30 protein-coding genes are annotated in these 21456 nt (G+C 50.9%); 14 read left to right on the top strand and 16 right to left on the bottom strand.

Annotation, left to right across the window (positions count from 1 at the left end):
- Positions 1-56 precede the first annotated feature (56 nt).
- The 3 genes from rpsI to zapE all read right to left on the bottom strand — a co-directional run bounded on the left by rpsI (position 57) and on the right by zapE (position 2161).
- The gene (rpsI, locus tag WKJ03_RS13990; protein ID WP_337842843.1) at positions 57-449 is read right to left on the bottom strand and encodes a 30S ribosomal protein S9; all 393 of its coding nucleotides are present in this window, start codon (positions 447-449) and stop codon (positions 57-59) included.
- A 12-nt stretch (positions 450-461) separates the two neighbouring features.
- The gene (gene rplM, locus WKJ03_RS13985) at positions 462-890 is read right to left on the bottom strand and encodes a 50S ribosomal protein L13 (protein WP_337842842.1); all 429 of its coding nucleotides are present in this window, start codon (positions 888-890) and stop codon (positions 462-464) included.
- A gap of 176 nt (positions 891-1066) precedes the next feature.
- A complete protein-coding gene (gene zapE / locus WKJ03_RS13980) occupies positions 1067-2161 on the bottom strand; it encodes a cell division protein ZapE (RefSeq protein ID WP_337842841.1) in 1095 nt (364 codons plus the stop codon).
- A 124-nt stretch (positions 2162-2285) separates the two neighbouring features.
- Between zapE and WKJ03_RS13975 the strand changes: the two genes are divergently transcribed.
- The 4 genes from WKJ03_RS13975 (at position 2286) to WKJ03_RS13960 (ending at position 5895) form a co-directional block, all read left to right on the top strand.
- On the top strand, positions 2286-2738 hold the full coding sequence (locus WKJ03_RS13975; protein WP_337842840.1) for a DUF1043 family protein: 453 nt from the start codon (positions 2286-2288) through the stop codon (positions 2736-2738).
- Positions 2739-2797: 59 nt separating this feature from the next.
- A complete protein-coding gene (locus WKJ03_RS13970; RefSeq protein WP_337842839.1) occupies positions 2798-4141 on the top strand; it encodes a DegQ family serine endoprotease in 1344 nt (447 codons plus the stop codon).
- Between the two features lie 90 nt (positions 4142-4231).
- A complete protein-coding gene (locus WKJ03_RS13965) occupies positions 4232-5302 on the top strand; it encodes a trypsin-like peptidase domain-containing protein (RefSeq protein ID WP_337842838.1) in 1071 nt (356 codons plus the stop codon).
- Between the two features lie 35 nt (positions 5303-5337).
- Positions 5338-5895 (top strand): hypothetical protein, encoded by a 558-nt coding sequence (locus WKJ03_RS13960; protein WP_337842837.1) that lies wholly within the window; start codon positions 5338-5340, stop codon positions 5893-5895.
- A gap of 78 nt (positions 5896-5973) precedes the next feature.
- Here the strand turns inward: WKJ03_RS13960 and murA are convergent, their stop codons facing one another.
- Genes murA through WKJ03_RS13925 form a run of 7 tightly spaced genes read right to left on the bottom strand, consistent with a single transcriptional unit; the run spans position 5974 to position 10503 of the window.
- Positions 5974-7230, bottom strand: coding sequence for a UDP-N-acetylglucosamine 1-carboxyvinyltransferase (murA, locus tag WKJ03_RS13955; RefSeq protein WP_337842836.1), 1257 nt, complete (start codon positions 7228-7230; stop codon positions 5974-5976).
- A gap of 6 nt (positions 7231-7236) precedes the next feature.
- A complete protein-coding gene (locus WKJ03_RS13950; protein ID WP_337842835.1) occupies positions 7237-7494 on the bottom strand; it encodes a BolA family protein in 258 nt (85 codons plus the stop codon).
- The gene (locus tag WKJ03_RS13945; RefSeq protein ID WP_337842834.1) at positions 7475-7795 is read right to left on the bottom strand and encodes an STAS domain-containing protein; all 321 of its coding nucleotides are present in this window, start codon (positions 7793-7795) and stop codon (positions 7475-7477) included. The genes WKJ03_RS13950 and WKJ03_RS13945 overlap by 20 nt, the downstream gene beginning before the upstream one ends.
- Complete coding sequence (locus tag WKJ03_RS13940; RefSeq protein WP_337842833.1) at positions 7788-8450, bottom strand: ABC transporter substrate-binding protein; 663 nt, start codon at positions 8448-8450, stop codon at positions 7788-7790. Before WKJ03_RS13940 ends, WKJ03_RS13945 begins: the two co-directional genes overlap by 8 nt.
- On the bottom strand, positions 8450-8917 hold the full coding sequence (mlaD, locus tag WKJ03_RS13935) for an outer membrane lipid asymmetry maintenance protein MlaD (protein WP_337842831.1): 468 nt from the start codon (positions 8915-8917) through the stop codon (positions 8450-8452). The genes WKJ03_RS13940 and mlaD overlap by 1 nt, the downstream gene beginning before the upstream one ends.
- Before the next feature lie 3 nt (positions 8918-8920).
- Positions 8921-9703, bottom strand: a complete 783-nt coding sequence (gene mlaE / locus WKJ03_RS13930; protein ID WP_337842830.1) for a lipid asymmetry maintenance ABC transporter permease subunit MlaE — start codon at positions 9701-9703, stop codon at positions 8921-8923.
- On the bottom strand, positions 9700-10503 hold the full coding sequence (locus WKJ03_RS13925; RefSeq protein WP_337842829.1) for an ATP-binding cassette domain-containing protein: 804 nt from the start codon (positions 10501-10503) through the stop codon (positions 9700-9702). Before WKJ03_RS13925 ends, mlaE begins: the two co-directional genes overlap by 4 nt.
- Positions 10504-10842: 339 nt before the next feature.
- Between WKJ03_RS13925 and WKJ03_RS13920 the strand changes: the two genes are divergently transcribed.
- The 10 genes from WKJ03_RS13920 to WKJ03_RS13875 are packed head-to-tail and all read left to right on the top strand — an operon-like array spanning position 10843 to position 17571.
- Positions 10843-11811, top strand: a complete 969-nt coding sequence (locus WKJ03_RS13920) for a KpsF/GutQ family sugar-phosphate isomerase (protein WP_337842828.1) — start codon at positions 10843-10845, stop codon at positions 11809-11811.
- The gene (kdsC, locus tag WKJ03_RS13915) at positions 11811-12371 is read left to right on the top strand and encodes a 3-deoxy-manno-octulosonate-8-phosphatase KdsC (protein WP_337842827.1); all 561 of its coding nucleotides are present in this window, start codon (positions 11811-11813) and stop codon (positions 12369-12371) included. The genes WKJ03_RS13920 and kdsC overlap by 1 nt, the downstream gene beginning before the upstream one ends.
- Positions 12368-12922 carry an LPS export ABC transporter periplasmic protein LptC gene (gene lptC / locus WKJ03_RS13910; protein WP_337842826.1) on the top strand — a complete coding sequence of 185 codons (555 nt, stop codon included), beginning with the start codon at positions 12368-12370 and terminating at the stop codon, positions 12920-12922. The genes kdsC and lptC overlap by 4 nt, the downstream gene beginning before the upstream one ends.
- Positions 12909-13409, top strand: coding sequence for a lipopolysaccharide transport periplasmic protein LptA (lptA, locus tag WKJ03_RS13905; RefSeq protein ID WP_337842825.1), 501 nt, complete (start codon positions 12909-12911; stop codon positions 13407-13409). Before lptC ends, lptA begins: the two co-directional genes overlap by 14 nt.
- Complete coding sequence (lptB, locus tag WKJ03_RS13900; protein ID WP_337842824.1) at positions 13406-14128, top strand: LPS export ABC transporter ATP-binding protein; 723 nt, start codon at positions 13406-13408, stop codon at positions 14126-14128. Before lptA ends, lptB begins: the two co-directional genes overlap by 4 nt.
- A 45-nt stretch (positions 14129-14173) precedes the next feature.
- Positions 14174-15658, top strand: a complete 1485-nt coding sequence (locus WKJ03_RS13895) for an RNA polymerase factor sigma-54 (RefSeq protein WP_337842823.1) — start codon at positions 14174-14176, stop codon at positions 15656-15658.
- 25 nt (positions 15659-15683) lie between these two features.
- Positions 15684-15971 (top strand): ribosome hibernation promoting factor, encoded by a 288-nt coding sequence (gene hpf, locus WKJ03_RS13890; protein WP_337842822.1) that lies wholly within the window; start codon positions 15684-15686, stop codon positions 15969-15971.
- A gap of 10 nt (positions 15972-15981) precedes the next feature.
- The gene (gene ptsN / locus WKJ03_RS13885) at positions 15982-16452 is read left to right on the top strand and encodes a PTS IIA-like nitrogen regulatory protein PtsN (RefSeq protein ID WP_337842821.1); all 471 of its coding nucleotides are present in this window, start codon (positions 15982-15984) and stop codon (positions 16450-16452) included.
- Complete coding sequence (gene rapZ / locus WKJ03_RS13880; protein WP_337842820.1) at positions 16449-17306, top strand: RNase adapter RapZ; 858 nt, start codon at positions 16449-16451, stop codon at positions 17304-17306. Before ptsN ends, rapZ begins: the two co-directional genes overlap by 4 nt.
- Complete coding sequence (locus WKJ03_RS13875) at positions 17296-17571, top strand: HPr family phosphocarrier protein (RefSeq protein ID WP_337842819.1); 276 nt, start codon at positions 17296-17298, stop codon at positions 17569-17571. Before rapZ ends, WKJ03_RS13875 begins: the two co-directional genes overlap by 11 nt.
- A gap of 9 nt (positions 17572-17580) precedes the next feature.
- Here the strand turns inward: WKJ03_RS13875 and WKJ03_RS13870 are convergent, their stop codons facing one another.
- From WKJ03_RS13870 to mbhE, 6 genes are all read right to left on the bottom strand, one after another.
- Positions 17581-17922, bottom strand: coding sequence for a Na+/H+ antiporter subunit G (locus WKJ03_RS13870; RefSeq protein WP_337842818.1), 342 nt, complete (start codon positions 17920-17922; stop codon positions 17581-17583).
- Between the two features lie 12 nt (positions 17923-17934).
- A complete protein-coding gene (locus WKJ03_RS13865) occupies positions 17935-18204 on the bottom strand; it encodes a K+/H+ antiporter subunit F (RefSeq protein ID WP_337842817.1) in 270 nt (89 codons plus the stop codon).
- The gene (locus WKJ03_RS13860; RefSeq protein WP_337842816.1) at positions 18204-18701 is read right to left on the bottom strand and encodes a Na+/H+ antiporter subunit E; all 498 of its coding nucleotides are present in this window, start codon (positions 18699-18701) and stop codon (positions 18204-18206) included. Before WKJ03_RS13860 ends, WKJ03_RS13865 begins: the two co-directional genes overlap by 1 nt.
- Positions 18701-20197: a monovalent cation/H+ antiporter subunit D gene (locus tag WKJ03_RS13855; protein ID WP_337842815.1), complete on the bottom strand. Its 1497-nt coding sequence runs from the start codon at positions 20195-20197 to the stop codon at positions 18701-18703. The genes WKJ03_RS13860 and WKJ03_RS13855 overlap by 1 nt, the downstream gene beginning before the upstream one ends.
- Entirely contained in the window at positions 20194-20547 is a 354-nt protein-coding gene (locus WKJ03_RS13850) for a Na+/H+ antiporter subunit C (RefSeq protein WP_337842814.1), read from the bottom strand. Before WKJ03_RS13850 ends, WKJ03_RS13855 begins: the two co-directional genes overlap by 4 nt.
- Positions 20547-21456: hydrogen gas-evolving membrane-bound hydrogenase subunit E (gene mbhE / locus WKJ03_RS13845; RefSeq protein WP_337842813.1), on the bottom strand; the 910-nt coding region annotated here is incomplete at its 5' end. The genes WKJ03_RS13850 and mbhE, both read right to left, overlap by 1 nt.

The raw sequence follows: 21456 nt of genomic DNA, 5'->3' as shown, positions 1-21456 counted from the left end.
TTGCAGCCATAAAAAAACCCGGCATAAAGCCGGGTTTTTGGCAGACAACAAACGAATTAACGTTTGGAGTACTGTGGACGCTTACGTGCTTTGTGCAGACCGATTTTCTTACGTTCCACCTGACGGGCGTCACGTGTAACGAAACCGGCTTTACGCAGAGCTGGACGCAGAGATTCGTCGAATTCCATCAGCGCACGGGTGATACCGTGACGGATAGCGCCGGCCTGACCAGAGATACCACCACCTTTTACAGTGACGTACAGGTCAAATTTGCCAACCATATCCACCAGCTCTAACGGCTGCATTACAACCATACGAGCAGTTTCACGACCGAAGTATTCAGTGATAGAGCGTTGGTTGATAACGATGTTACCTGAACCTGCTTTGATGAATACGCGAGCTGTAGAGGTCTTACGACGACCAGTACCGTAATATTGATTAGTTGCCATGTTCTGCTCCCGTTAGATGTCTAATACTTGCGGTTGCTGAGCAGCATGTTGATGCTCGGCGCCTGCATACACTTTCAGTTTACGGAACATAGCACGGCCCAGTGGGCCTTTTGGCAGCATGCCTTTAATAGCAGCTTCCAGTACCATCTCCGGTTTCTTGGCGATTAATTTTTCAAAGTTGATTTCTTTGATACCACCTGGGAAACCACTGTGAGAGTAGTACATTTTGTCTTGTGCTTTTTTGCCAGTCACAGCTACTTTCTCAGCATTTACAACAACGATGTAATCGCCGGTGTCAACGTGAGGAGTGTATTCTGGCTTGTGCTTGCCACGCAGGCGAGCGGCGATTTCTGTTGCCAGACGACCCAGGGTTTTACCTGAAGCATCAACAACGTACCAGTCGCGTTGTACGCTTTCTGGTTTAGCAGTAAAAGTTTTCATCAAAAACTACCCAATTAAATAAAGCTGTTACACCTATAATCCGGCCTTCACCGGATCGCTTGAACGTACCCCTTCGAGTACAACACTGCCTGGCTAAGGCAGATTTCAGGCTGTAACGTGGGCCAGCGCGGGATTATACAGGAGGAATTAACAAAAAACAGCCACTTCACTAAAAATTACGGTAAATGCTCGCGCGCCAGATAGTCACGCGACTGCATCTCCTGCAGACGGCTCAGGCAGCGCTTGAACTCAAAAGACAGAATGCCTTCGGTATAGAGCTGTTCCATAGGTATCGCCGCAGAAATAATCAGCTTCACATGACGTTCGTAAAACTCGTCCACCAGCGCAATAAAACGCCGCGCCACATCGTCTTTGCTTTGCCCCATTTGGGTGACATTGGAGATAAGCACCGTATGGTAGAGTTTGCTTAATTCCATATAGTCGTATTGGCTACGGGCGGTCTCACAAAGCTCTGAAAACTCAAACCAGATAATGCCATCCGCCTCTTTTCGGCTTTGCAGTTTTCGGCCAGCGATTTCAATGGCAACCGCATCCTGTCGGGGGTCAACCGACAAAGCCTGGAAATAACAATGCAAATTGGCTTCGGCTTTCTCATCCAGAGGGGAGTGGTAAATTTCGGCTTGCTCCAGCGTACGCAGCCGGTAATCAATGCCACTGTCGACATTGACGATCTGCGTGTGCTGTTTGATCAATGCAATAGCTGGCAGGAAACGGGCCCGCTGCAAACCGTTACGGTACAGGCCGTCCGGTTCAATATTGGACGTGGCCACCAGGGTAATACCGCGGGCAAATAATTCCTGCATCAGGGTGCCCAGGATCATCGCATCAGTAATGTCAGACACAAAAAACTCGTCAAAACACAAAATATCGGTTTCCGCTTTGAAGCGGTCAGCGACCACTTTCAGCGGGTCAGAGACACCGGCCAGGGTCTTCAGCTCGTCATGTACTTTATGCATAAAGCGGTGGAAGTGAATACGTAACTTGCGCTCTGTCGGCAGGCACTCATAAAAGGTATCGACCAGATAGGTTTTGCCCCGACCTACACCGCCCCAAAAATACAGCCCTTTGAGCGGCTGCTCTGCATTGGTTTTCCCTGTCAGCTTTTGCCACAAACTGGCTTTGGCCGGAGTGCGGCTGACAAAATCATCAAACAACCGTTGCAGTTGATTCACTGCATGTTGCTGCGCCGCATCAAACTGGAAATCGTCCCGGGTCAGGTCCTGCTGATATTTTTGTAATGGAGTGGTCATACGACGGATTGAAAAACTACTGTTTCAGCCTTAGATAATGGTCGTAATAGTAACATGCTCTACCACTTTGGATAACAAGTTGAGTTAAACTGTTGTTGGACGAGATTATTTATCAGGAGTGGATATGACTGTTACTTTTGCCTTGGCCTGGTTAATTGCAGGTTTGGTGGTTGGCATAGTGGCAACCCGGTTTTATTGTGTACGTCAGTTTAATCAGAACAAATTGCAGCTGGAACTGAATGACACCAAACAACAGTTACAGCAGTACCGTACTGATGTCACTGAACATATAGAGACCACTCATCAGTTGATGAATCAGCTGCATGAGCACTATGACAAAATAGCCCGCCATATGGCACAAACCAAAATGCAGTTAATTGAACGGCCTGGTTTTGAACCCCGCAGTGACGTCAATTATTTAGCTGGTGACACTGCGGCCCAAATCCGCCAGTCAATTCATAAACTGGATGAGCGTCGCAAAGTGAAGGATCAGGCTTCACATCAGCCCTTGGATTATTCGGCTGATGCCAGCGGGTTGATGCGTTCAACCACTGAGCGAACTGCTTCAGACAATTGAACTTTTTGACTGGTAACGCATTCTTAGTGGCGTCGTCCCTGTAAGGAGCATTACCTCTTATGAAGTCGCAGTTTTCTGTTTTAACCGCAGCTATTCTGACGGCCTTGGTGCTGGCGCCTGTAGCGCCAGCTCAGGCAAAAATTCCTTTTTTTGGCTCTGACTCGCAGGAAATGCCAAGCCTTGCGCCTATGCTGGAGCAAGTCACCCCTGCCGTAGTCAATATCTCAGTGGCAGGCAGCCGCGAAGTCCGGGCCCGGTTACCAGGCGGGCTGGAGCAGTTTTTTGGTCGTGGCGAATTGCGCCAGGAACAGCCATTCCGTGGTTTAGGTTCTGGCGTCATTATTGATGCGAAAAAAGGTTATGTGGTGACCAATCACCATGTGATCAACGACGCGTCCGAAATCGAAGTCACCCTAAAAGATGGCCGAGTGTTAAAAGCCAAAAAAATTGGTGAAGACCCCGAAAGTGATATTGCGCTGCTGCAAATTGAAGCCGACGGCCTGACCCAGGTTGAACTGGCCGATTCCGATGCGTTGCGTGTCGGTGATTTCACCATCGCCATCGGAAACCCCTTCGGTCTGGGCCAGACTGTCACCTCAGGTATCGTCAGTGCACTGGGCCGTAGCGGCTTGGGTATTGAAGGCTACGAAGATTTTATTCAGACCGACGCCGCTATTAACAGCGGCAACTCCGGTGGTGCTTTGGTGAACCTGAAAGGTGAACTGATCGGTATTAACACCGCTATTCTGGGCCCCAACGGCGGCAATATAGGTATTGGTTTTGCCATTCCGGCCAATATGATGAAGAACCTGGTGTCCCAGTTTGTTGAGTTTGGTGAAGTGCGTCGTGGCGCTCTTGGGGTGACTGGCCGCGATTTGAACCCGGAAATTGCCAAGTCCATGAATGTCAAAGCCAATAAAGGTGGTTTTGTGCAAGAGGTAGTGCCGGGTTCGGCGGCCGAAAAAGCCGGCCTGAAAAGCGGTGATGTGATTACCCACTTAAATGGCAAACGAATCGACTCTTTCCTTGAACTGCAGGCCAAAGTGGCCACTTTGGGCGTTGGCAAAGAAATTAAACTGGGTATTCTGCGTGAAGACAAAGAGCTGACGCTGACCGCCAAACTGCAGGCGCGTGAAGATACAGTTGCTGAAGCTAAAACCCTGCACCCCATGCTGGAAGGTGCCACGCTGAAAGACAGCGAAAACGGCGTGCTGGTGGAGGAAGTGGCTAACCGTTCGCCTGCCGCCATGATTGGCCTGGAAAAGGATGATCTGATCATTGGGGTCAGCCGCATTAAAGTGGGCAACACCAAAGAGCTGAGGGAATTACTGGGTAAAGCCTCTGGCACCACAGCGCTGCAAATTCAACGGGGTAACCGTATCTTATACATTCTGATCCGTTAACTATTTTGCAGTAGCAGGCCAAAGGCTTGCTACTGCAACCATTCATTTAGTGTTATGCTTTTGACACTATTCACTTTTTATTGAATCTCCGTGCCAAAAATTTTGTTCAGCCTGTTGCGCAGTATTGCTTATGGTCTTGCCGCTGCCATGATTTGGCTGATTTTCTTCAGTAATACGCCATTGCGGTTCACGTCTGCAGAACAAGCCAAAGCCGAACCTGTGTCTTATGCCCGTGCGGTGCGTTCTGCCGCTCCGGCTGTGGTCAATGTCTATACCAAAGCGACATCCGCTGATCCTCGGTCTTATCAAAACCGCACTATTCAGCGTCAGGAATTGGGTTCTGGCGTCATTATGAATGCGCAGGGTTATATTCTGACGAACTACCATGTGGTCTACGGTGCCGACCAGATTTCGGTGGCTTTGCAGGATGGCCGGGTCTTTGATGCAGTTCTGATTGGTCAGGATCAGCTCACCGATCTGGCTGTACTTTATGTCGAAGCCAGCAATCTGCCTGTGATCCCACAGGATGCCAGCATTGACCCTCAGGTAGGTGACTTGGTGCTGGCCATAGGTAACCCTTTTAACCTCGGTCAGGCCATTACCCAAGGGGTGATTAGCGCGACAGGGCGGGCCGGTCTGAGCCCTGCCAATGGCTATGCCGACTTTATGCAAATGGACGCGGCCATTAACGCCGGTAACTCAGGCGGTGCGCTGATCAACAGCAACGGCACATTGGTGGGTATTAACACCGCCGCCTTTCAGCGTCAGCGGAATCAGGATATTCAGGGCATCTTTTTTGCGGTGCCGTACAAACTGGCCAATAGCGTATTGCAGAAACTGATCCAGCACGGCCGGGTGATCCGCGGTTATCTCGGCGTCAGTGGTGACCCTGTGGTGAATCAGGCCGGTGAACCCTTAATCTCCACAGCACAAACCCTGTATGGTGTGCGTATTACTTCTATTGAACCCTTAAGTCCTGCCGCCATTGCTGGCATCAAAACCGGCGATATACTGCGGCAGATTAACGGAGTCCAGTTGTCCAGTGTGCACCATGCGTTGGATATTATTGCCGAAACGGCCCCGAACTCCACGCTGAATATGCTGGTAGACCGACAAGGCCAGAATCTGACCATTCCGGTGGTGATTCAGGAACTGAATTAACACGACAGCATTCACAATGAAGATATGGATATCTGATGAACCACAGGTTATTACTCGGCTATAGCCTGATCCTGCTGCCCTTGGCAGAAACACTGTTGCTGGGGAATACCTTTGGTCTGAACTGGCATAGCCCCAAACTGATGTACCAAATCAGCACTTTTCTGGTGCCGATAAAAATGCTGCTGACTATTGCTGGCACGATACTGATCTATCGGACCGGGTTTCGGTCCCCTTTGTCTTACCTGCACATGGCCCCCTATTGTATCGGCCTCTGCCACGCCTTGCTGCTGAGCCTGGTCTGTCTGTCTTATTTAATCTTCGGTACAAAAGCAGATTTATTCAGGGAAAGCGGCACTATTCATGTTTACACCGCAAACGCGGGGGCGATGGCAAAGTCCTACCATCATTTCAGTTTGATCTGCCGGGATGACTTCTGGTTTTACAGATTACAACCCATCGAAACGCTCGACTGGCTGGGTGAATTTAGCTTTCAGCAGCAAGGAGATGAATTGCTTATTCAGCATAAGGACTATGAAGGTGAGCACGAAAAGCGGCTGGATATCGCCGGGTTCAACTGCGATAGCAGCAGCTGATCCTTTTAGCTGCAGTGAAAAAAGAAAACGGCAAGTGACCACTCTTGCCGTTTTTATTTCTGCCGCTACCCCTTAGGTTCAGCCATTAATACGTTCAATCTGTGCGCCCAAGCCACGCAGTTTGTGTTCGATTTGCTCATAACCGCGGTCGATATGGTAAATGCGGTCCACCACAGTTTGCCCCTGAGCCACCAGTCCAGCAATCACCAGGCTGGCAGACGCTCGCAGGTCCGTTGCCATCACCTGGGCACCGGTCAGGCTGGCGCTATGCTTCACCAGGGCCGTATTACCTTCCAGTTGAATATCTGCGCCCATACGTTGCAGTTCTGGCACATGCATAAAGCGGTTTTCGAAAATGGTTTCTGTGACCAGACCCACCCCTTCTGCCACCACATTCAGCACAGTAAACTGCGCCTGCATATCGGTTGGAAAACCCGGGTGCGGCACCGTTTTGATATTGACCGATTTCAGTACCCGGCCTGTCATATTCAGCCGGATCCAGTCAGCACCTGTTGTGACTTCTGCTCCGGCTTCGCGTAGTTTTTCCAGCACCACTTCCAGTTCGGTCGGGTCTGTATTACGGCAGGTCACATCGCCACCTGTGACTGCAGCAGCCACCAGGAAAGTACCGGTTTCAATTCGATCCGGTAATACGGTATGGGCAGCCCCTAACAGCCTGGCTTTGCCGGTAATGCGGATACTGTCGGTGCCGGCACCTTCAATCTGAGCCCCCATCGCAGTCAGATATTTGGCTAAATCCACCACTTCTGGTTCACGGGCAGCGTTTTCAATCACAGTGACACCGTCCGCCAGTACAGCGGCCATCATCAGGTTTTCTGTGCCTGTAACGCTGACCATATCCATCACAATGTGAGCCCCTTGCAGGCGGCTGGCTTTGGCTTTGATATAACCGTTTTCGACGACAATATCAGCGCCCATTTTTTTCAGACCATCGATATGCAGGTTGACCGGACGGGCGCCAATAGCACAACCCCCAGGCAATGACACCTCGGCATAACCAAAACGGGCCAGCAACGGGCCCAACGCCAGAATAGAAGCCCGCATGGTTTTCACCAGCTCATAAGGCGCCACCTGGTTGTTGATAGCTGTGGCATCCACTGTGACCTGATGGCCTTCGCTTGACACATCAGCTCCAAACAAACGCAACAGTTTAAAGGTGGTATCAATATCTTTCAGCACAGGCACATTGCTCAGTACTGAGGGTTGTTCAGCCAGAATAGTGGCGAATAAAATGGGTAAAGCGGCATTTTTAGCGCCGGAAATAACGACGTCGCCTTTTAAGGTGGCGCCGCCGGAAACCAGAAACTGTTGCATATAGGGTTACACCGGAGGGTTAAGTAATTTTTCACGACGCCACTGACCGGGCGTAAAAGTTTTGATCGAAACAGCATGAATACTGCCGTCTGCAATAGCACCCATCAGAGGGGCATAGATCATTTGCTGTTGTTTGACCCGGCTGACTCCATCAAAGCAGTCCCCCACAGCGGTGACTGCATAATGGTTGCCTTCTGCGCTGACATACACTTCGGCCAGCTGCAGCTGCTGTTGCAGCAACTGCTCAATTTGTTGGGTTTGCATACCCGGCATCTCCGTCGACTAAAGGCAATAAAGATACCACGTCTGACAAAGCGGCCAAAGACTTTAACTGCTCCGGCGCATTCAGCATACGAATGGTAAGACCCTGTTGTTTCGCCGATGACACCTGATGTAACAACCAGGCCAGGCCTGCTGTATCCACCAAGGTCAGTCCGCTCAGGTCAAACAACACCTCACCGCTCATCTTTTGCAGCAGCTTAAAAGGAAAATGGGCAGAGACTGTGTCTCTGTCCATCGCACCGCTCAGCAGCAGTAACTGCTCACGCTGTTCAACTTTAAGCATTGTTGCTTTTAACCAGTGGTGCTACAGGAGTCTTGGCTTTTTCAGCCAGCAGCGCTGTTACTTTCGGCAAGCCCTGCTGGCGGATCATGGAGCCCAACTCGGCACGTTTACTGTCCAGCAAGGAAATACCTTCAGCCACCATATCAAACACCAGCCAATGCTCGCTGTCTTTCACACGACGCAATTTAAACTCAATATTGATGTCTGGTTTACCCGGATCAACCACCCGGGTTTTAATGGAGATAATCTTCTGGCCGTCCCCCACTTTCGCCGGTTCAATAATCACTTTCTGGTTCTTGTACTGGGTAAAAGCACCAGCGTAAGTACCCACCATATAATCAGTGAAGGCCTTCACAAAGTCTTCGCGGTCCTGCTCACTGGTTTGTTTGATGTAGTTGCCAATCACCCGAAAGGCGGCATAACGGGTGTCAATGTACGGCACCAGCTCTTCATTAACGACCACTCGCAAATGTTCCAGATCCTTTTTAATGATCTCCTGGTCTGCCGCAATACGGCGGAAAGTTTTATCCGCCACAGCTTCCATCATTTTGGATGGGTCCTTGTATTGAGGCACATCTGCCGCTTGCACAGCACCGCCAAAATTCAGCATCAGAACCACTGGTACCCATACCAGCTTCATCAGAGCTTTGCTCATTAGTTGCTCCCTCTGTTAAATAAAAATTGGCCTATCAGCTCTTCCAACACCAGAGCCGATTTGGTGTCCTCCACCGAATCACCGTTTTTCAGGATAGAGACAGTCTCATCAATAAAACCCGGTTGTAAGCCCAGATACTGTTCTCCCAGCAAACCTGAGGTCAGAATGGCCACCGAACTGGTCTCAGGAAAGTTGTTGTACTGACTGCTGATTTCCATCTCCACCACAGGTGCATATTCAGTCGGGTCCAACCGAATCGCTTTGACCCGTCCTACCACCACGCCGCCGACTTTGATCGGCGAGCGCACTTTTAAACCGCCTATATTTTCAAACTTGGCATAAAGCGAATAAGTTTCGCCGGAGCCTGCAGAACCCGAATTGGCTACGCGCAGCGACAACATTAAAAAAGCTGCAATGGCCAGGGCCACAAATAAACCCACTAACACTTCTACTTTGCGCGAGGTCATGTTCTATCCACCAAACATTAAAGCTGTTAATACAAAATCAAAACCAAGGACGGCCAACGACGAAGTGACCACTGTTTGTGTCGTTGCCCTGCTGATACCTTCAGAGGTTGGCACTGCATCAAAGCCTTTGTGCAGTGCTATCCAGGTCACAATAAAGGCAAATACCAGGCTTTTAATCAGACCGTTAACAATGTCCTGCTGAAAATCCACATTGGCTTGCATGGCGGACCAATAGCCCCCGGCATCCACACCCAGCCAGTCAACACCAACCAGGTGGCCACCCAGAATACCCACAGCGGAGAAAATCACGGCCAGTAACGGCATACTGATCACACCAGCCCAGAAGCGCGGCGCTATAACACGGCGCAGGGGGTCTACCGCCATCATCTCCATCCCAGACAGCTGCTCCGTGGCCTTCATCAACCCAATTTCAGCTGTCAGTGCACTGCCAGCCCGGCCGGCAAATAACAAGGCGGTCACCACAGGCCCCAGTTCACGAAGCAGACTGAGCGCCACCAAAGGTCCCAACATCTGCTCTGCACCAAATTTTGATAATACAGTGTAGCCCTGCAGCGCCAGCACCATGCCAATGAACAAACCGGACACCAGTATGATCAGCAGGGATAACACACCAACCACATAAAGTTGTTTCAGCAGTAACGGAAAACTCTTACGAGGGGTTGGCAATGCCACCAGAGCACCAAACAGCATCAGCGCCGCTTTGCCCAGGCCTTGTACCTGGGCAATGCTATGTTGCCCCAGTTGTTGAAGTTGATTCAGCATCACAAACCTGACTCCATTAATTCTGCGCTGTAGTTGTTGGCTTTAAAATGAAAAGGCACAGGACCATCTGCTTCGCCCTGCAGGAACTGCTGAACCAGCGCGGAAGGATGCTGACGCAACTGTTCCGGCGTGCCTTCGCCAATCACTTTTTGTTCGGCCACCACATAGACATAATCGGCAATGCTCATCACTTCGGTCACGTCATGCGACACCACCACAGAGGTCAGACCCAAGGCATTATTCAGCGAACGGATCAGCCGCACTATCACGCCCATAGAAATAGGATCCTGTCCGGCAAAAGGCTCGTCATACATAATAAGCTGAGGGTCCAATGCAATGGCGCGGGCCAGAGCGGCCCGTCTGGCCATACCGCCGGATAACTCCGCAGGCATCAGGTCACGGGCACCACGTAAACCCACGGCTTCCAGTTTCATTAATACCATCAGCCGGATCAGCGCTTCTGGCAGCTTGGTATGTTCACGGATAGGGAACGCCACATTGTCGTAAACGGACATATCACTGAACAACGCGCCACTTTGAAACAACATGCCCATTTTCTGCCGCGCTTTGTACAAGTCTTTACGATTCAGGGTCGGAATATTCAGACCGTTGATCAGAATTTTGCCCTGCTCAGGTTTCAACTGCCCGCCGATCAGGCGCAATAAGGTGGTTTTCCCTATACCGCTGGGCCCCATAATGGCTGTCACTTTGCCACGCTGAAATTGCATATTCAGATCGTCGTAAATGACCCTGTCACCACGTTTAAAGGTAAGGTGCTGAATATCTATCAGAATATCTGACACAAAGTTCCTCTTTAAAGTCTGATACAGCCTTGGGCAAAGCGGCGCGCACTATACAACTGCAGCTAGAACGCATCAAGCAATGTGACGAAAGCACAAGCCGTTATTGTAAAGGGTTTTAACTGTCAAAGGTTTAGAAAAATTCGTAACAACTGTTTGCTAAAACCGAATATTCCACTGCCCTGCCCTGAATCTTTTGCATTTACGCCGGATTGATCCGAAAATACCGCCACTTACGGGTTTGCAGTCTGACCAGACTTAACTGAATGCCGGCTTAACATCGGCGCTATGTGCCTGATTTACAGGGGGTCAGCTGGATGTATTGCTTACAAGGTCTGAGTTATGAATATTGATTTTCGTCAGCACGCGCTGCAGGTACTGAGCATCGAAGCTGAAGCTGTGGCTCAGTTGGCTCAATACATCGATTCCCGCTTTAATGAGGCCTGCTCCCTGATATTTCAAGGGGCTGGCCGTGTCGTGGTGTTGGGTATGGGAAAATCCGGACATATTGCCAACAAAATAGCAGCGACCTTGGCATCAACCGGCACCCCGGCCTTTTTTGTGCATCCGGCCGAAGCCAGTCACGGTGATTTGGGCATGATTACCGATGCTGATATTGTATTGGCCATTTCCAATTCAGGCGAAACCAGCGAAGTGCTGAGTTTAATACCTGTACTCAAACGCCGTGGCATCCGGCTGATTGCGATGACAGGTCGGCCGGATTCCACCCTGGCGACCCTGGCCGATGTCCATCTCTGTGTCCGAGTGGAAAAAGAAGCCTGCCCTCTTGGGCTGGCGCCGACTGCCAGCACCACAGCCACTCTTGCCATGGGTGACGCGCTGGCAGTAGCACTGTTGGATGCAAGGGGATTTTCCGTCGATGATTTTGCGTTGTCGCACCCAGGCGGTAGTTTGGGCAAACGGCTGTTGTTGCGGCTGGACGATATCATGCACAAAGGCGACGACCTGCCGCAGGTGCATCAAAGCGTCAGCCTGAAAGAAGCATTGCTGGAAATTTCCCGCAAAGGCCTGGGTATGACTTGTGTCACCGACGACCAGGGTAAATTGGCGGGGTTGTTCACCGATGGTGATTTACGCCGGGTGCTGGACTTGAATATTGATATCCACAGTGCTGGCATCGCGCAGTTAATGACCAGAAACTGCATCACTGCCAAAGCGCAAATGCTGGCCGCCGAAGGCCTGAAAATTATGGAACAGCGCAAAATCAATGGTCTGATTGTGGTCGATGCCGAACATAAACCCATTGGTGCGCTGAATATGCACGACTTGTTAAAAGCAGGGGTCCTCTGATGCAGCAGCAATTATTTAGTCAGATGTATCAGCAGGTCAGCCCCGACTTGTGGCAAAAAGCAGCGGCAATCCGCTTGCTCATTTGTGACGTCGACGGTGTCTTTTCTGACGGCCGGATTTATTTAGGCAATGACGGCGAAGAACTGAAGGCATTTCATACGCGCGATGGCTACGGCATTAAAGCACTGCGCCAGGCCGGAATTGAAGTGGCCGTGATCACAGGCCGGCGCTCCGCCATTGTCGAACACAGAATGAAAGCCCTGACCGTGCCTTACATTTATCAGGGGCAGGAAGATAAAAACACAGCCTTTGCTGAACTTGGGCAACAATTGCAACTCGAAGCGACTCAGATAGCCTTTATTGGTGACGATCTGGCTGACTGGCAGGTGATGCAGCACTGTGGCCTGGCGGTCGCCGTGTCAGATGCACACCCCTATCTGGCCCTGAATGCCCATTACCGCACCAGCAAAGCCGGGGGTTTTGGTGCTGTACGGGAACTGGCCGATCTGCTGCTGTGCAGCAGAGGTAAGTTCGCAGAATTCTGTGGAAGCAGTTCATGATTAAACAATTTTTATGGTGGTTGCTGGTGGCGGTGGGTGCCGCCGTGATGTTCAGCCTGTTGATGCAACAACAGGAAACTCAGTTGCAGCAAGCTCAGGACAATCAACCCGATTTTATCGCCACCAATATGACGCGGTTTGTCTACGATCAGGAAGGGCATTTATCCGACCTGATCCGGGCCCAGCGCATGGAACATTTTGACCGTTTCGGTTTTATTCAGTTTGAATTTCCCATTTACACCCTGTACCAGCAAAAAGCAGCCATGTGGCAAGTGACAAGTGAACAGGCCGTGCTTTATCCTGATGACAAACTGATCCTGGAACGCCGGGTGGAATTGCGCAGCATGTCCCAGGATTCCTTATTCACCCGAATCGAAATGCCTGCTGTGGAATTGCTGCTTGCCGACAATCTGTTGCAGTCCACAGAGCAGGTCAGAATATTCGGCCATGGCTTTCAAATCTCAGGTCAGGGTATGGTGGCGGATTTGAACCAACAACAAATTGAACTGAAACAGCACACAAAAACGGTGTATTACAATGAAGATAACTAAGGTTCTGGCCTTGTTGCTTTGCACAGCCAGTCTGGTCGTGCAGGCGGCTCAGGACGATCATAAAAAGGAAATTCAGGTTGGTTCCGATCGCCAGTTTGGCTCGCTGAAAGACAAAGTGATGACCTTTGTCGACAATGTGAAGGTACAACAGGGCAGCCTGCTGATTGAAGCCGACAAGCTGGAAGTGATCGCCACCGAGGGCAAAGGCAAAGAAGTCTTTATTGCCAGCGGTAATCCGGCTCATTACTCACAAGAGTTTGAACAGGGCAAAAAAATTACCGCCAAAGCCAAAGAAATCAAATACGACGTGGGTGCCGCTTTGCTGATCCTGACCGGCGACGCTGAACTGAGCCAGGCGGGCAGTATGGTGCAGGGCTCAGTGATCCGCTACAACCTGGAAAAGCAGGAGCTGGCTGCTGAAGCCGATGGCAAGAAGTCTGAACGGGTGACCACAGTCTTTACACCGGAAGGAAAACAGGACCAATGAAGTTAGTCGCCGCTCATCTGGCTAAAAGCTATAAAGGCCGCCAGGTGGTGAAAGACGTCAGCCTTGAAGTGAAAGCCGGCCAGATTGTCGGATTACTTGGCCCGAATGGCGCAGGAAAAACCACCACTTTTTATATGATTGTCGGTTTAGTCCCCTCCGACAAGGGCAGCATTACCCTGGATGGCAAAGACATTACCTTTGACCCTATCCATGCCCGCGCCCGTTTGGGAATTGGTTATCTGCCGCAGGAAAGCTCTATTTTCCGTAAACTGACGGTCTATGACAATTTACTGGCGATTCTGCAACACCGCAAAGACCTGACTGAAGAACAACGGGAAGAAAAAGCCGATGCTTTACTGGATGAATTCCATATAGGCCATATCCGCAACAGCCTGGGCATGAGTCTGTCAGGCGGTGAACGCCGTCGGGTGGAAATTGCGCGTGCTTTGGCCGCCGATCCGGCTTTTATTCTGCTGGATGAACCTTTTGCTGGCGTTGATCCGATTTCAGTGTTAGATATAAAAAAAATCATCCAACATTTATGCCAACGTGGCATAGGAGTCCTGATCACCGATCACAATGTGCGCGAAACCCTGGATGTCTGTGAGCTGGCTTATATTGTCAGCCATGGCGAGCTGATAGCCGCAGGGACGCCGCAGGAAGTCCTGGCCAATCAACAGGTTCGGGACGTGTATTTAGGTGAACAATTCAGGCTGTAAGTAACCATATCCGTTAAAGGATTGTCCGGAGCAGATCGGAAGTAGATGAAACCTTCTTTGCAACTTCGCATTGGCACGCAACTTACGATGACGCCGCAGCTGCAGCAGGCCATTAAGCTGTTGCAGCTGTCCAGTATCGAATTGCAGCAGGAAATTCAGGAAGCGCTGGATGCCAACCCCCTGCTGGAATCGGATGAAGAATTTGAGCAGTACCAGGCTCCGTCGAAAGAGGCCAACACTGAAGAGTATGCCAACGGCGCCGATTCGGTCACAGCTGATGACAGCTATGAACCTGAAGTGCCGGACAGTAGCGAGGCCATGGCTGAGCAGAACATTGCCGAAGACTTGCCACTGGACAGTCACTGGGATGATTTAGTCAGTGCCGCCCCTGTCGCCAACAATAACTTCAGTGGTGACGAAGATACTGTCTATCAGGGTGAAACCTCAGAAACCCTGCAGGATTACCTGCGCTGGCAAATGCAACTGACCCCATTTTCTGAAACCGACCGCACCATTGCCGAAGTGATTATTGAAGCCATCGATGATAATGGCTTACTGACCATTGACGTCGACGAAATTCTGGAAGCCCTTGGCTTGCCGGATGTTGAAGCCGATGAAGTGGAAGCTGTGCTCAAACGCATTCAGCTGTTTGATCCTGTTGGAGTCGGAGCCCGCAGCATTCAGGAATGTTTACTGGTGCAACTGCGTCAGTTTGATCCCAATACACCTTATCTGAAAGAAACCCAACACATTATTCGGGATCATACCGACTTTTTAGCCAACCGTGATTTCCGTTCTTTGATGCGCGTGACTAAACTCAAAGAAGAGGAATTAAAAGAAGTGATGCGGCTGATCCACAGCCTGAACCCCAGACCAGGGGCAGATGTGATACGGCAAGAGCAAAGCTACATCATTCCTGATGTCTCAGTCGCAAAAATCAAAGGACGTTGGGTGGTTGAACTGAATCCGGATGCAATGCCGAAAATCCGTATCAATGAGCAATATGCGGCCATGTCCCGGCAGGCGCGTAATGCATCGGATGGTCAGTTCATCCGTTCCCACCTGCAGGAAGCAAAGTGGTTTTTAAAAAGCCTGGAGAGTCGCAACGAAACCTTACTCAAAGTGGCCAACTGCATTGTTCAGCAGCAACAGGCTTTTTTTGAGCATGGCGAAGAGGCGATGAAACCCATGGTACTCAATGACGTTGCTGAAATGGTGAGTATGCACGAATCCACCATTTCGCGGGTCACGACTCAAAAGTACATGCACACACCACGAGGAATTTTTGAACTTAAGTTCTTTTTCTCCAGTCATGTGAGTACAGAGAGCGGTGGCGAATGCTCGTCTACCGCCATCCGCGCCTTTATTAAAAAATTGGTGGCGGCGGAAAACCCGGCCAAGCCGTTAAGCGACAGCCGGATGGCAGAAATTCTGTCCGAACAGGGCATTAACGTTGCACGGCGTACTATCGCCAAGTACCGTGAAGCTATGTTTATTCCGCCGTCTAATCAGCGCAAGAGCTTGATTTAAAAGCTCGCATAAGAAGGAAGAGTCTATGCAAATCAACTTAACTGGTCGTCATGTTGAAATCACTGAAGCATTAAGAGAGTACGTTGGCAGCAAATTTTCCAAGCTTGAACGGCATTTTGATCATATTAACAATGTACATGTAGTGCTGAACGTGGAAAAATTAAAGCAGATTGCAGAGGCTAAATTACACCTCAACGGTGGTGAAGTGTTTGCGGTGTCGGAAGACGAAAATATGTACGCGGCGATTGACCAGCTGATTGATAAACTGGATCGCCAAGTGATTAAACATAAAGAGAAAATTTCTCGCCATTGATCCTAAACTTATGAATCTTAGCTCAATGTTATCGGAGGACTGCACTAAGAGTGCGGTCCTTTTTAACAGTAAAAAACGAATTCTGGAATACATTGCCGAACTGGCGCATCAGCATCTGCCCCAGATCCCTGAATACAGTATTCTGGAAGCACTGATGACCAGGGAAAAGCTGGGTTCTACCGGTATAGGCGGTGGCATTGCTATTCCGCATGGCAAACTGAAAGAGGTCAGCAGCCCTTTGCTGGTGTTTGTGGTGAGCCAGGATCCGATCCAGTTTGATGCCATTGATAACCAGGCCGTCGATATTTTCTGTGCCATTCTGATCCCGGAAAACCAGTGCCAGACGCATCTGTCGACCTTGTCAGGTATTGCCCGGATGCTGAGCCAGAAAGATTTCACCAAAAAAATCCGCCACAGTCAGGGCGATCAGGCGCTGTATCAGTTACTGTTGTCGGGTGCGGAGCAGGTTCAGGACAAATGAAACTTTTAGTGGTCAGCGGACGATCAGGTTCAGGGAAATCCGTGGCACTGCGGGTGATGGAAGACCTGGGTTACTATTGTGTGGATAATATCCCGGTGAACCTGTTACCTACCCTGGCCACGTCAGTGATGGGTCAATATGAACGGGTGGCCGTCAGCATAGATGTGCGTAACCTGCCTCAAAATCAGGATGAGCTGACCGATATCCTCTGCTACCTGCCCAATAAAGTGGACCTGACGATTCTATACCTGGACGCCGATCACACCTGTTTGATTAAACGTTTCAGCGAAACCCGTCGTTTGCACCCACTGTCCCATCAGGCAATGTCGCTGGACGAAGCCATTCAGCGGGAGCAGCAGTTATTGGATCCGGTTTCCAGCCGTGCCGACCTTTATATCGACACCACTGAGCTCAATGTGCATCAGCTGGCGGAACAGCTCAGAGAACGGATTTTGGGCCTGAAGACAGGCCGCCTGGTGATTTTATTTGAATCCTTTGGCTTCAAATATGGTATCCCCAAAGATGCCGATTACGTCTTTGACGCCCGCTTTCTGCCTAACCCACACTGGCAGTCGGAACTGAAGATCCTGACCGGCCTGGATCAACCGGTAAAAGACTATCTGGTTATTCAGCCAGACGTTGCTCGTTATATCTGGCAAATCAATCAGTTTATTGCCACCTGGTTGCCTCAGCTGGAACGTAATAACCGCAGTTATCTGACCATTGCCATCGGCTGCACCGGTGGTCAGCACCGCTCTGTATACATTGCCGAAGCATTGGCTGAGAGTTATCGATTACAACGTGAGGACGTGCAAATCCGTCATCGCGAACTGGTGAGGCATCATGGGCGCTAAACTGAGTCAAACCGTCACCATCGTCAACCAGCTGGGGTTACATGCCAGAGCCGCAACCAAACTGGTGCAGTTATGCCGCCAGTTTGACGCTCAGATAGAACTGCAGCAGGATGGAAAAAATGCCGATGCCAGCAGTGTGTTAGCGCTGCTGATGCTTGCCAGCAGTAAAGGAAAATCCCTGGAAGTCTGCACCAGCGGCAGCCAGGCACAGGAAGCTTTAACAGCGGTTGTCTCTTTGATTGAAAACGGCTTTGATGAGAACTGAACCACTTTTTCAGTCTGACTCCAGTTTCGCCTGAGTCTTACCAGAGGTCGATTTTGCGGTTTTTAACTGATGATGCAATGCGGCCTTGATCAGCATATGAGCGGTAATGGGGGCCGTAATAAATAAGAACAGTGCTATCAATAGCTGCTGCAAACTCAGTACCTGCTCTACGCCATTAAAATACAGTAAAGACGCCAGTACCAGACTGCCCAACCCCAAAGTGGTGGCTTTGGTCGGTCCATGCAATCTGGTATAAAAATCCGGCAGTTTGACCAAAGCCAGAGACCCCAGCAGCACAAATAAAGACCCCGCTACCGACAGGATCGCAATACAGCTTTCACTCCAACTCATTTGCCTGTCTCCTTATTCAATAATGTCGCCGCGCAACAAAAACTTGCACACGGCCACAGTACTGACAAAACCCAACATGGCGATCAGCAACGCCACCTCAAAATTCAGCCCTGTGCCCAGATAAATGCCATAGAGCAATAACAGCGCAATGCTGTTGATGTACATGGTATCCAGCGCCAATAAGCGATCAACATTGGACGGCCCCCGCACCACTGCATACAGATTGAGCAAAAGCGCCAGACCCACCAGACAAAAACAGCCCTGTAAGATCATTTGCAGCATCAGAACATCTCCTTCAATGGTCTTTCATAACGCTGTTTAATCGCGGCGATCAATGCGGCTTCATTGCTCACATCCAGTACATGCAACAACAAAGCCCGTCTGCCGCTGTCATCGGCTGTCAGCACGTCAGCGCTGACAGTACCAGGCGTCAATGAGATAGTCCCGGCCAGGATGGTCACCGCCAGATCATTGTTCAGCTCCAGCGGGTACAGCACAAAACCTGGCCGCAGTTTCTTATTCGACCCCAGCACCAACCGCACCACCTGCAGATTAGCCACGACAATGTCCCAAAGCAGCAGCAGCGCATAGTGCAACGCCAGACCAGGGCGTTTCAGTGCAGGTTGAACCAGACGAAACTTATGGCTGAGTAAGGGGATCGCCCAAGCCAGGAACAGTCCCGCTACCAGATGCACGGGGGCCAGACTGTTATTCAGCAGTAACCACAGCACAAACAGAATACAACTGCGGATCGGCGTCGGCCATAGTTGTGCCCACATCAAAGCAGCCCTCCCTGAAACAGACGAATCAGCTCAACAAACTGCGTTGCCCCCTGCAAACACCAGGCAGCCAAAGGACCAGCCATCACACTGAGCAGCACACTGGCAGCAGAGAGCATCAGTACTGCGACAGTACGCGATTTGCCGACCAGTCGGCTGCCCTGGTTCGGGCCTGACACCTGCCAGAACAGAACCACACCAGAACGGCTTAATGCCAGCAATACCACAAAACTGCTAAGCAGGATGGCAGGCCAAAATGCAAGCATCTGCGCCCCTGGACCGACAGACTGCAGCAACATCAGCTTACCGATAAAACCGGAAAAAGGAGGCATCCCAGTGATGCTCAGCGCCAGCACCACAAAGCAACTGCCGAGCAACACCGGTTGTGCCACCCTGCGCCCCGTGACCAGCCGGTCACCTGCTTTTCCCCGCTGTTCCGCAATCAGATCAGCCAGTAAAAACAGTGCCGCCGCCGCCAAAGTGGAATGTATCGCGTAGTACAACACCGCTTGTACGGCCTGTGGTGTTGCCAACGACAGCGCTGCGACCATAGCACCTACCGATAAAATCACCAGGTAGGCGACCAGCTTTCGGAAATCCTCGCTGGCCACTACGCCTATAGCCGCCAGCAAAATCGTCAGTAAGCCGGCCCACCATAACAACGACAACGCCCAGCTGCCGATATAATCCGCCTCTGCAAACACCTGCAGAAACACACGCAACAGGCTGAAAATGCCCACTTTGGTCATCACGGCGAACAACGCAGCCACAGCAGGTGATGCTGAAGCATAAGCAGAGCCCAGCCAGAAATGCAGCGGCATCATCGCAGCCTTCAGACCAAACACCAGCAGTAACAAGGCGGCTGACGCTTGCATCAGCAGCTGCTGGCTGCTGCTCAGACTGTGCAGCCGGACCGCCAGATCCAACATATTCAGCGTGCCTGTGGCGCCATAAATCAGCGCCAGCGCAAATAAAAACAAGGCCGATCCCAGTAAATTCAGTACCACATAGTGCACAGCGGCTTTGGTTTTGGCTTTGCCGCCGCCATGGATCAACAAGGAATAAGAGGCAATCAGCAGGACTTCAAAAAACACAAAGAGGTTAAATAAGTCAGCGGTCAGGAAGGCACCGTTAATCCCCATCAACTGGAAGTGAAACAGGCTATGAAAAAAAGGCCCATGCTCATCTTCGCCGGCACAGGCATACACCAGAGCAGCCAGACCCAGTACAGCAGTCAGCACCAGCATCAGCACCGAGACTTTGTCGAGCAGTAAACTGATGCCGAACGGCGCTGGCCAGTTGCCTAACTGATAGAGCTGGCTTTGTCCGTCCGCACTCTGCTGCCATAACACCAGGCTAATCAGCACCAGCCCCAGAGCGCCAGCCAGGCTCAAGCCCCGGCGGTAGCGGGCCAGCGCATCAAAGGGGGGCAGCAGACAACACAAAGCCACCAGCATAGGCCAGACAATGGGCAATACCATCCAATGATTGGTCACGACTGCCCTCCTCTGTTTTGCTTAGGCACAGGCAGTTTGCCATCCACATGATCATTGCCCAAATCGGCCCGGGCACGAATGGCCAGTACCACTAAAAAGGCGGTCATTGCAAAACCTATCACTATTGCCGTCAGTACCAACGCCTGAGGTAAAGGGTCTGCGTATTCCTCTGAGGCCTTTAGCACGGCACCAGCGCCAATTTTCAGTCCACCGCTGGAAAAAATAAACAGGTTCACCGCATAGGACAGCATGGTCAGCCCTAACATCACAGCAAAAGTGCGGCCCCGTAGCATCAGAAATACAGCACAGCAGGTCAGGGTTCCGATCAACACGGCCATCAATAATTCCATCAGCGGTTCTCCTCATGCACAGGCCTGTGGCTGGTGGTCATCTTGCCCAAGTTGGCTAAAATCATCAGGGTAGCCCCGACCACCGTCAGGTAGACTCCGAGATCAAAGGCCATGGCACTGGCCAGCTCAATTTCACCAATCAGCGGCAGCTCAAAATAGTCAAACCAGGAGGTCAGGAAAGGCCGGTCAAACAACCAGCTCATAGCTCCGGTGGCAGCGGCAATCAGTACCCCCGTGGCAATCAGCCGGTGATATTCCAGAGTCAGCCGCTGTTTCACCCAATCCACGCCTTGAGCCACGTATTGCAGAATGACGGCAATAGCGGTGATCAGACCGGCCACAAAACCGCCTCCCGGCAGGTTATGGCCACGGAAGAAAATATACACAGACACCATCAGTGCCATAGGTAACAGAGCCTGAGAGATGACCGCTAATAATAAAGGGTGTTTATCCAGCGCCCAGCTGCGGCCTTCGGCATCCGAAGTAGGTTTAAATAAAGGCAGTCGTGTCAATAATTTGAAAATACCCAATGCAGCAATACCCAGCACTGTGATTTCACCTAAAGTGTCAAAACCGCGGAAATCGACCAGGATCACGTTGACGACGTTATACCCTCCTCCACCGGATTTGGCGTTTTGCAGGAAGAACTCCGAAATACGCTGTTGTGGCTGCAACATCAAGACATAACTCAAACTGCCAATCACGACACCGGACAACAAAGCAATGGCTGCGTCGCGCATCAGCTGGCCAGCCTGTGACGCCCGGTTGATTTTATGCGGCAGAAAAAACAGCGCCAGCATCAGCAGCACTATGGTCACCACTTCAACAGCCAACTGTGTCAACGCCAGATCCGGTGCTGAAAAACGCACAAACACCAGCGTCACCACCAAACCGACCACAGAGATCAAC

Source organism: Rheinheimera sp., from assembly GCF_037442525.1.
In the GTDB taxonomy this organism is placed as follows: domain Bacteria; phylum Pseudomonadota; class Gammaproteobacteria; order Enterobacterales; family Alteromonadaceae; genus Pararheinheimera.
The sequence above is the reverse complement of the archived record's forward strand: the minus strand, read 5'-3'. Positions and strand labels throughout refer to the sequence as shown.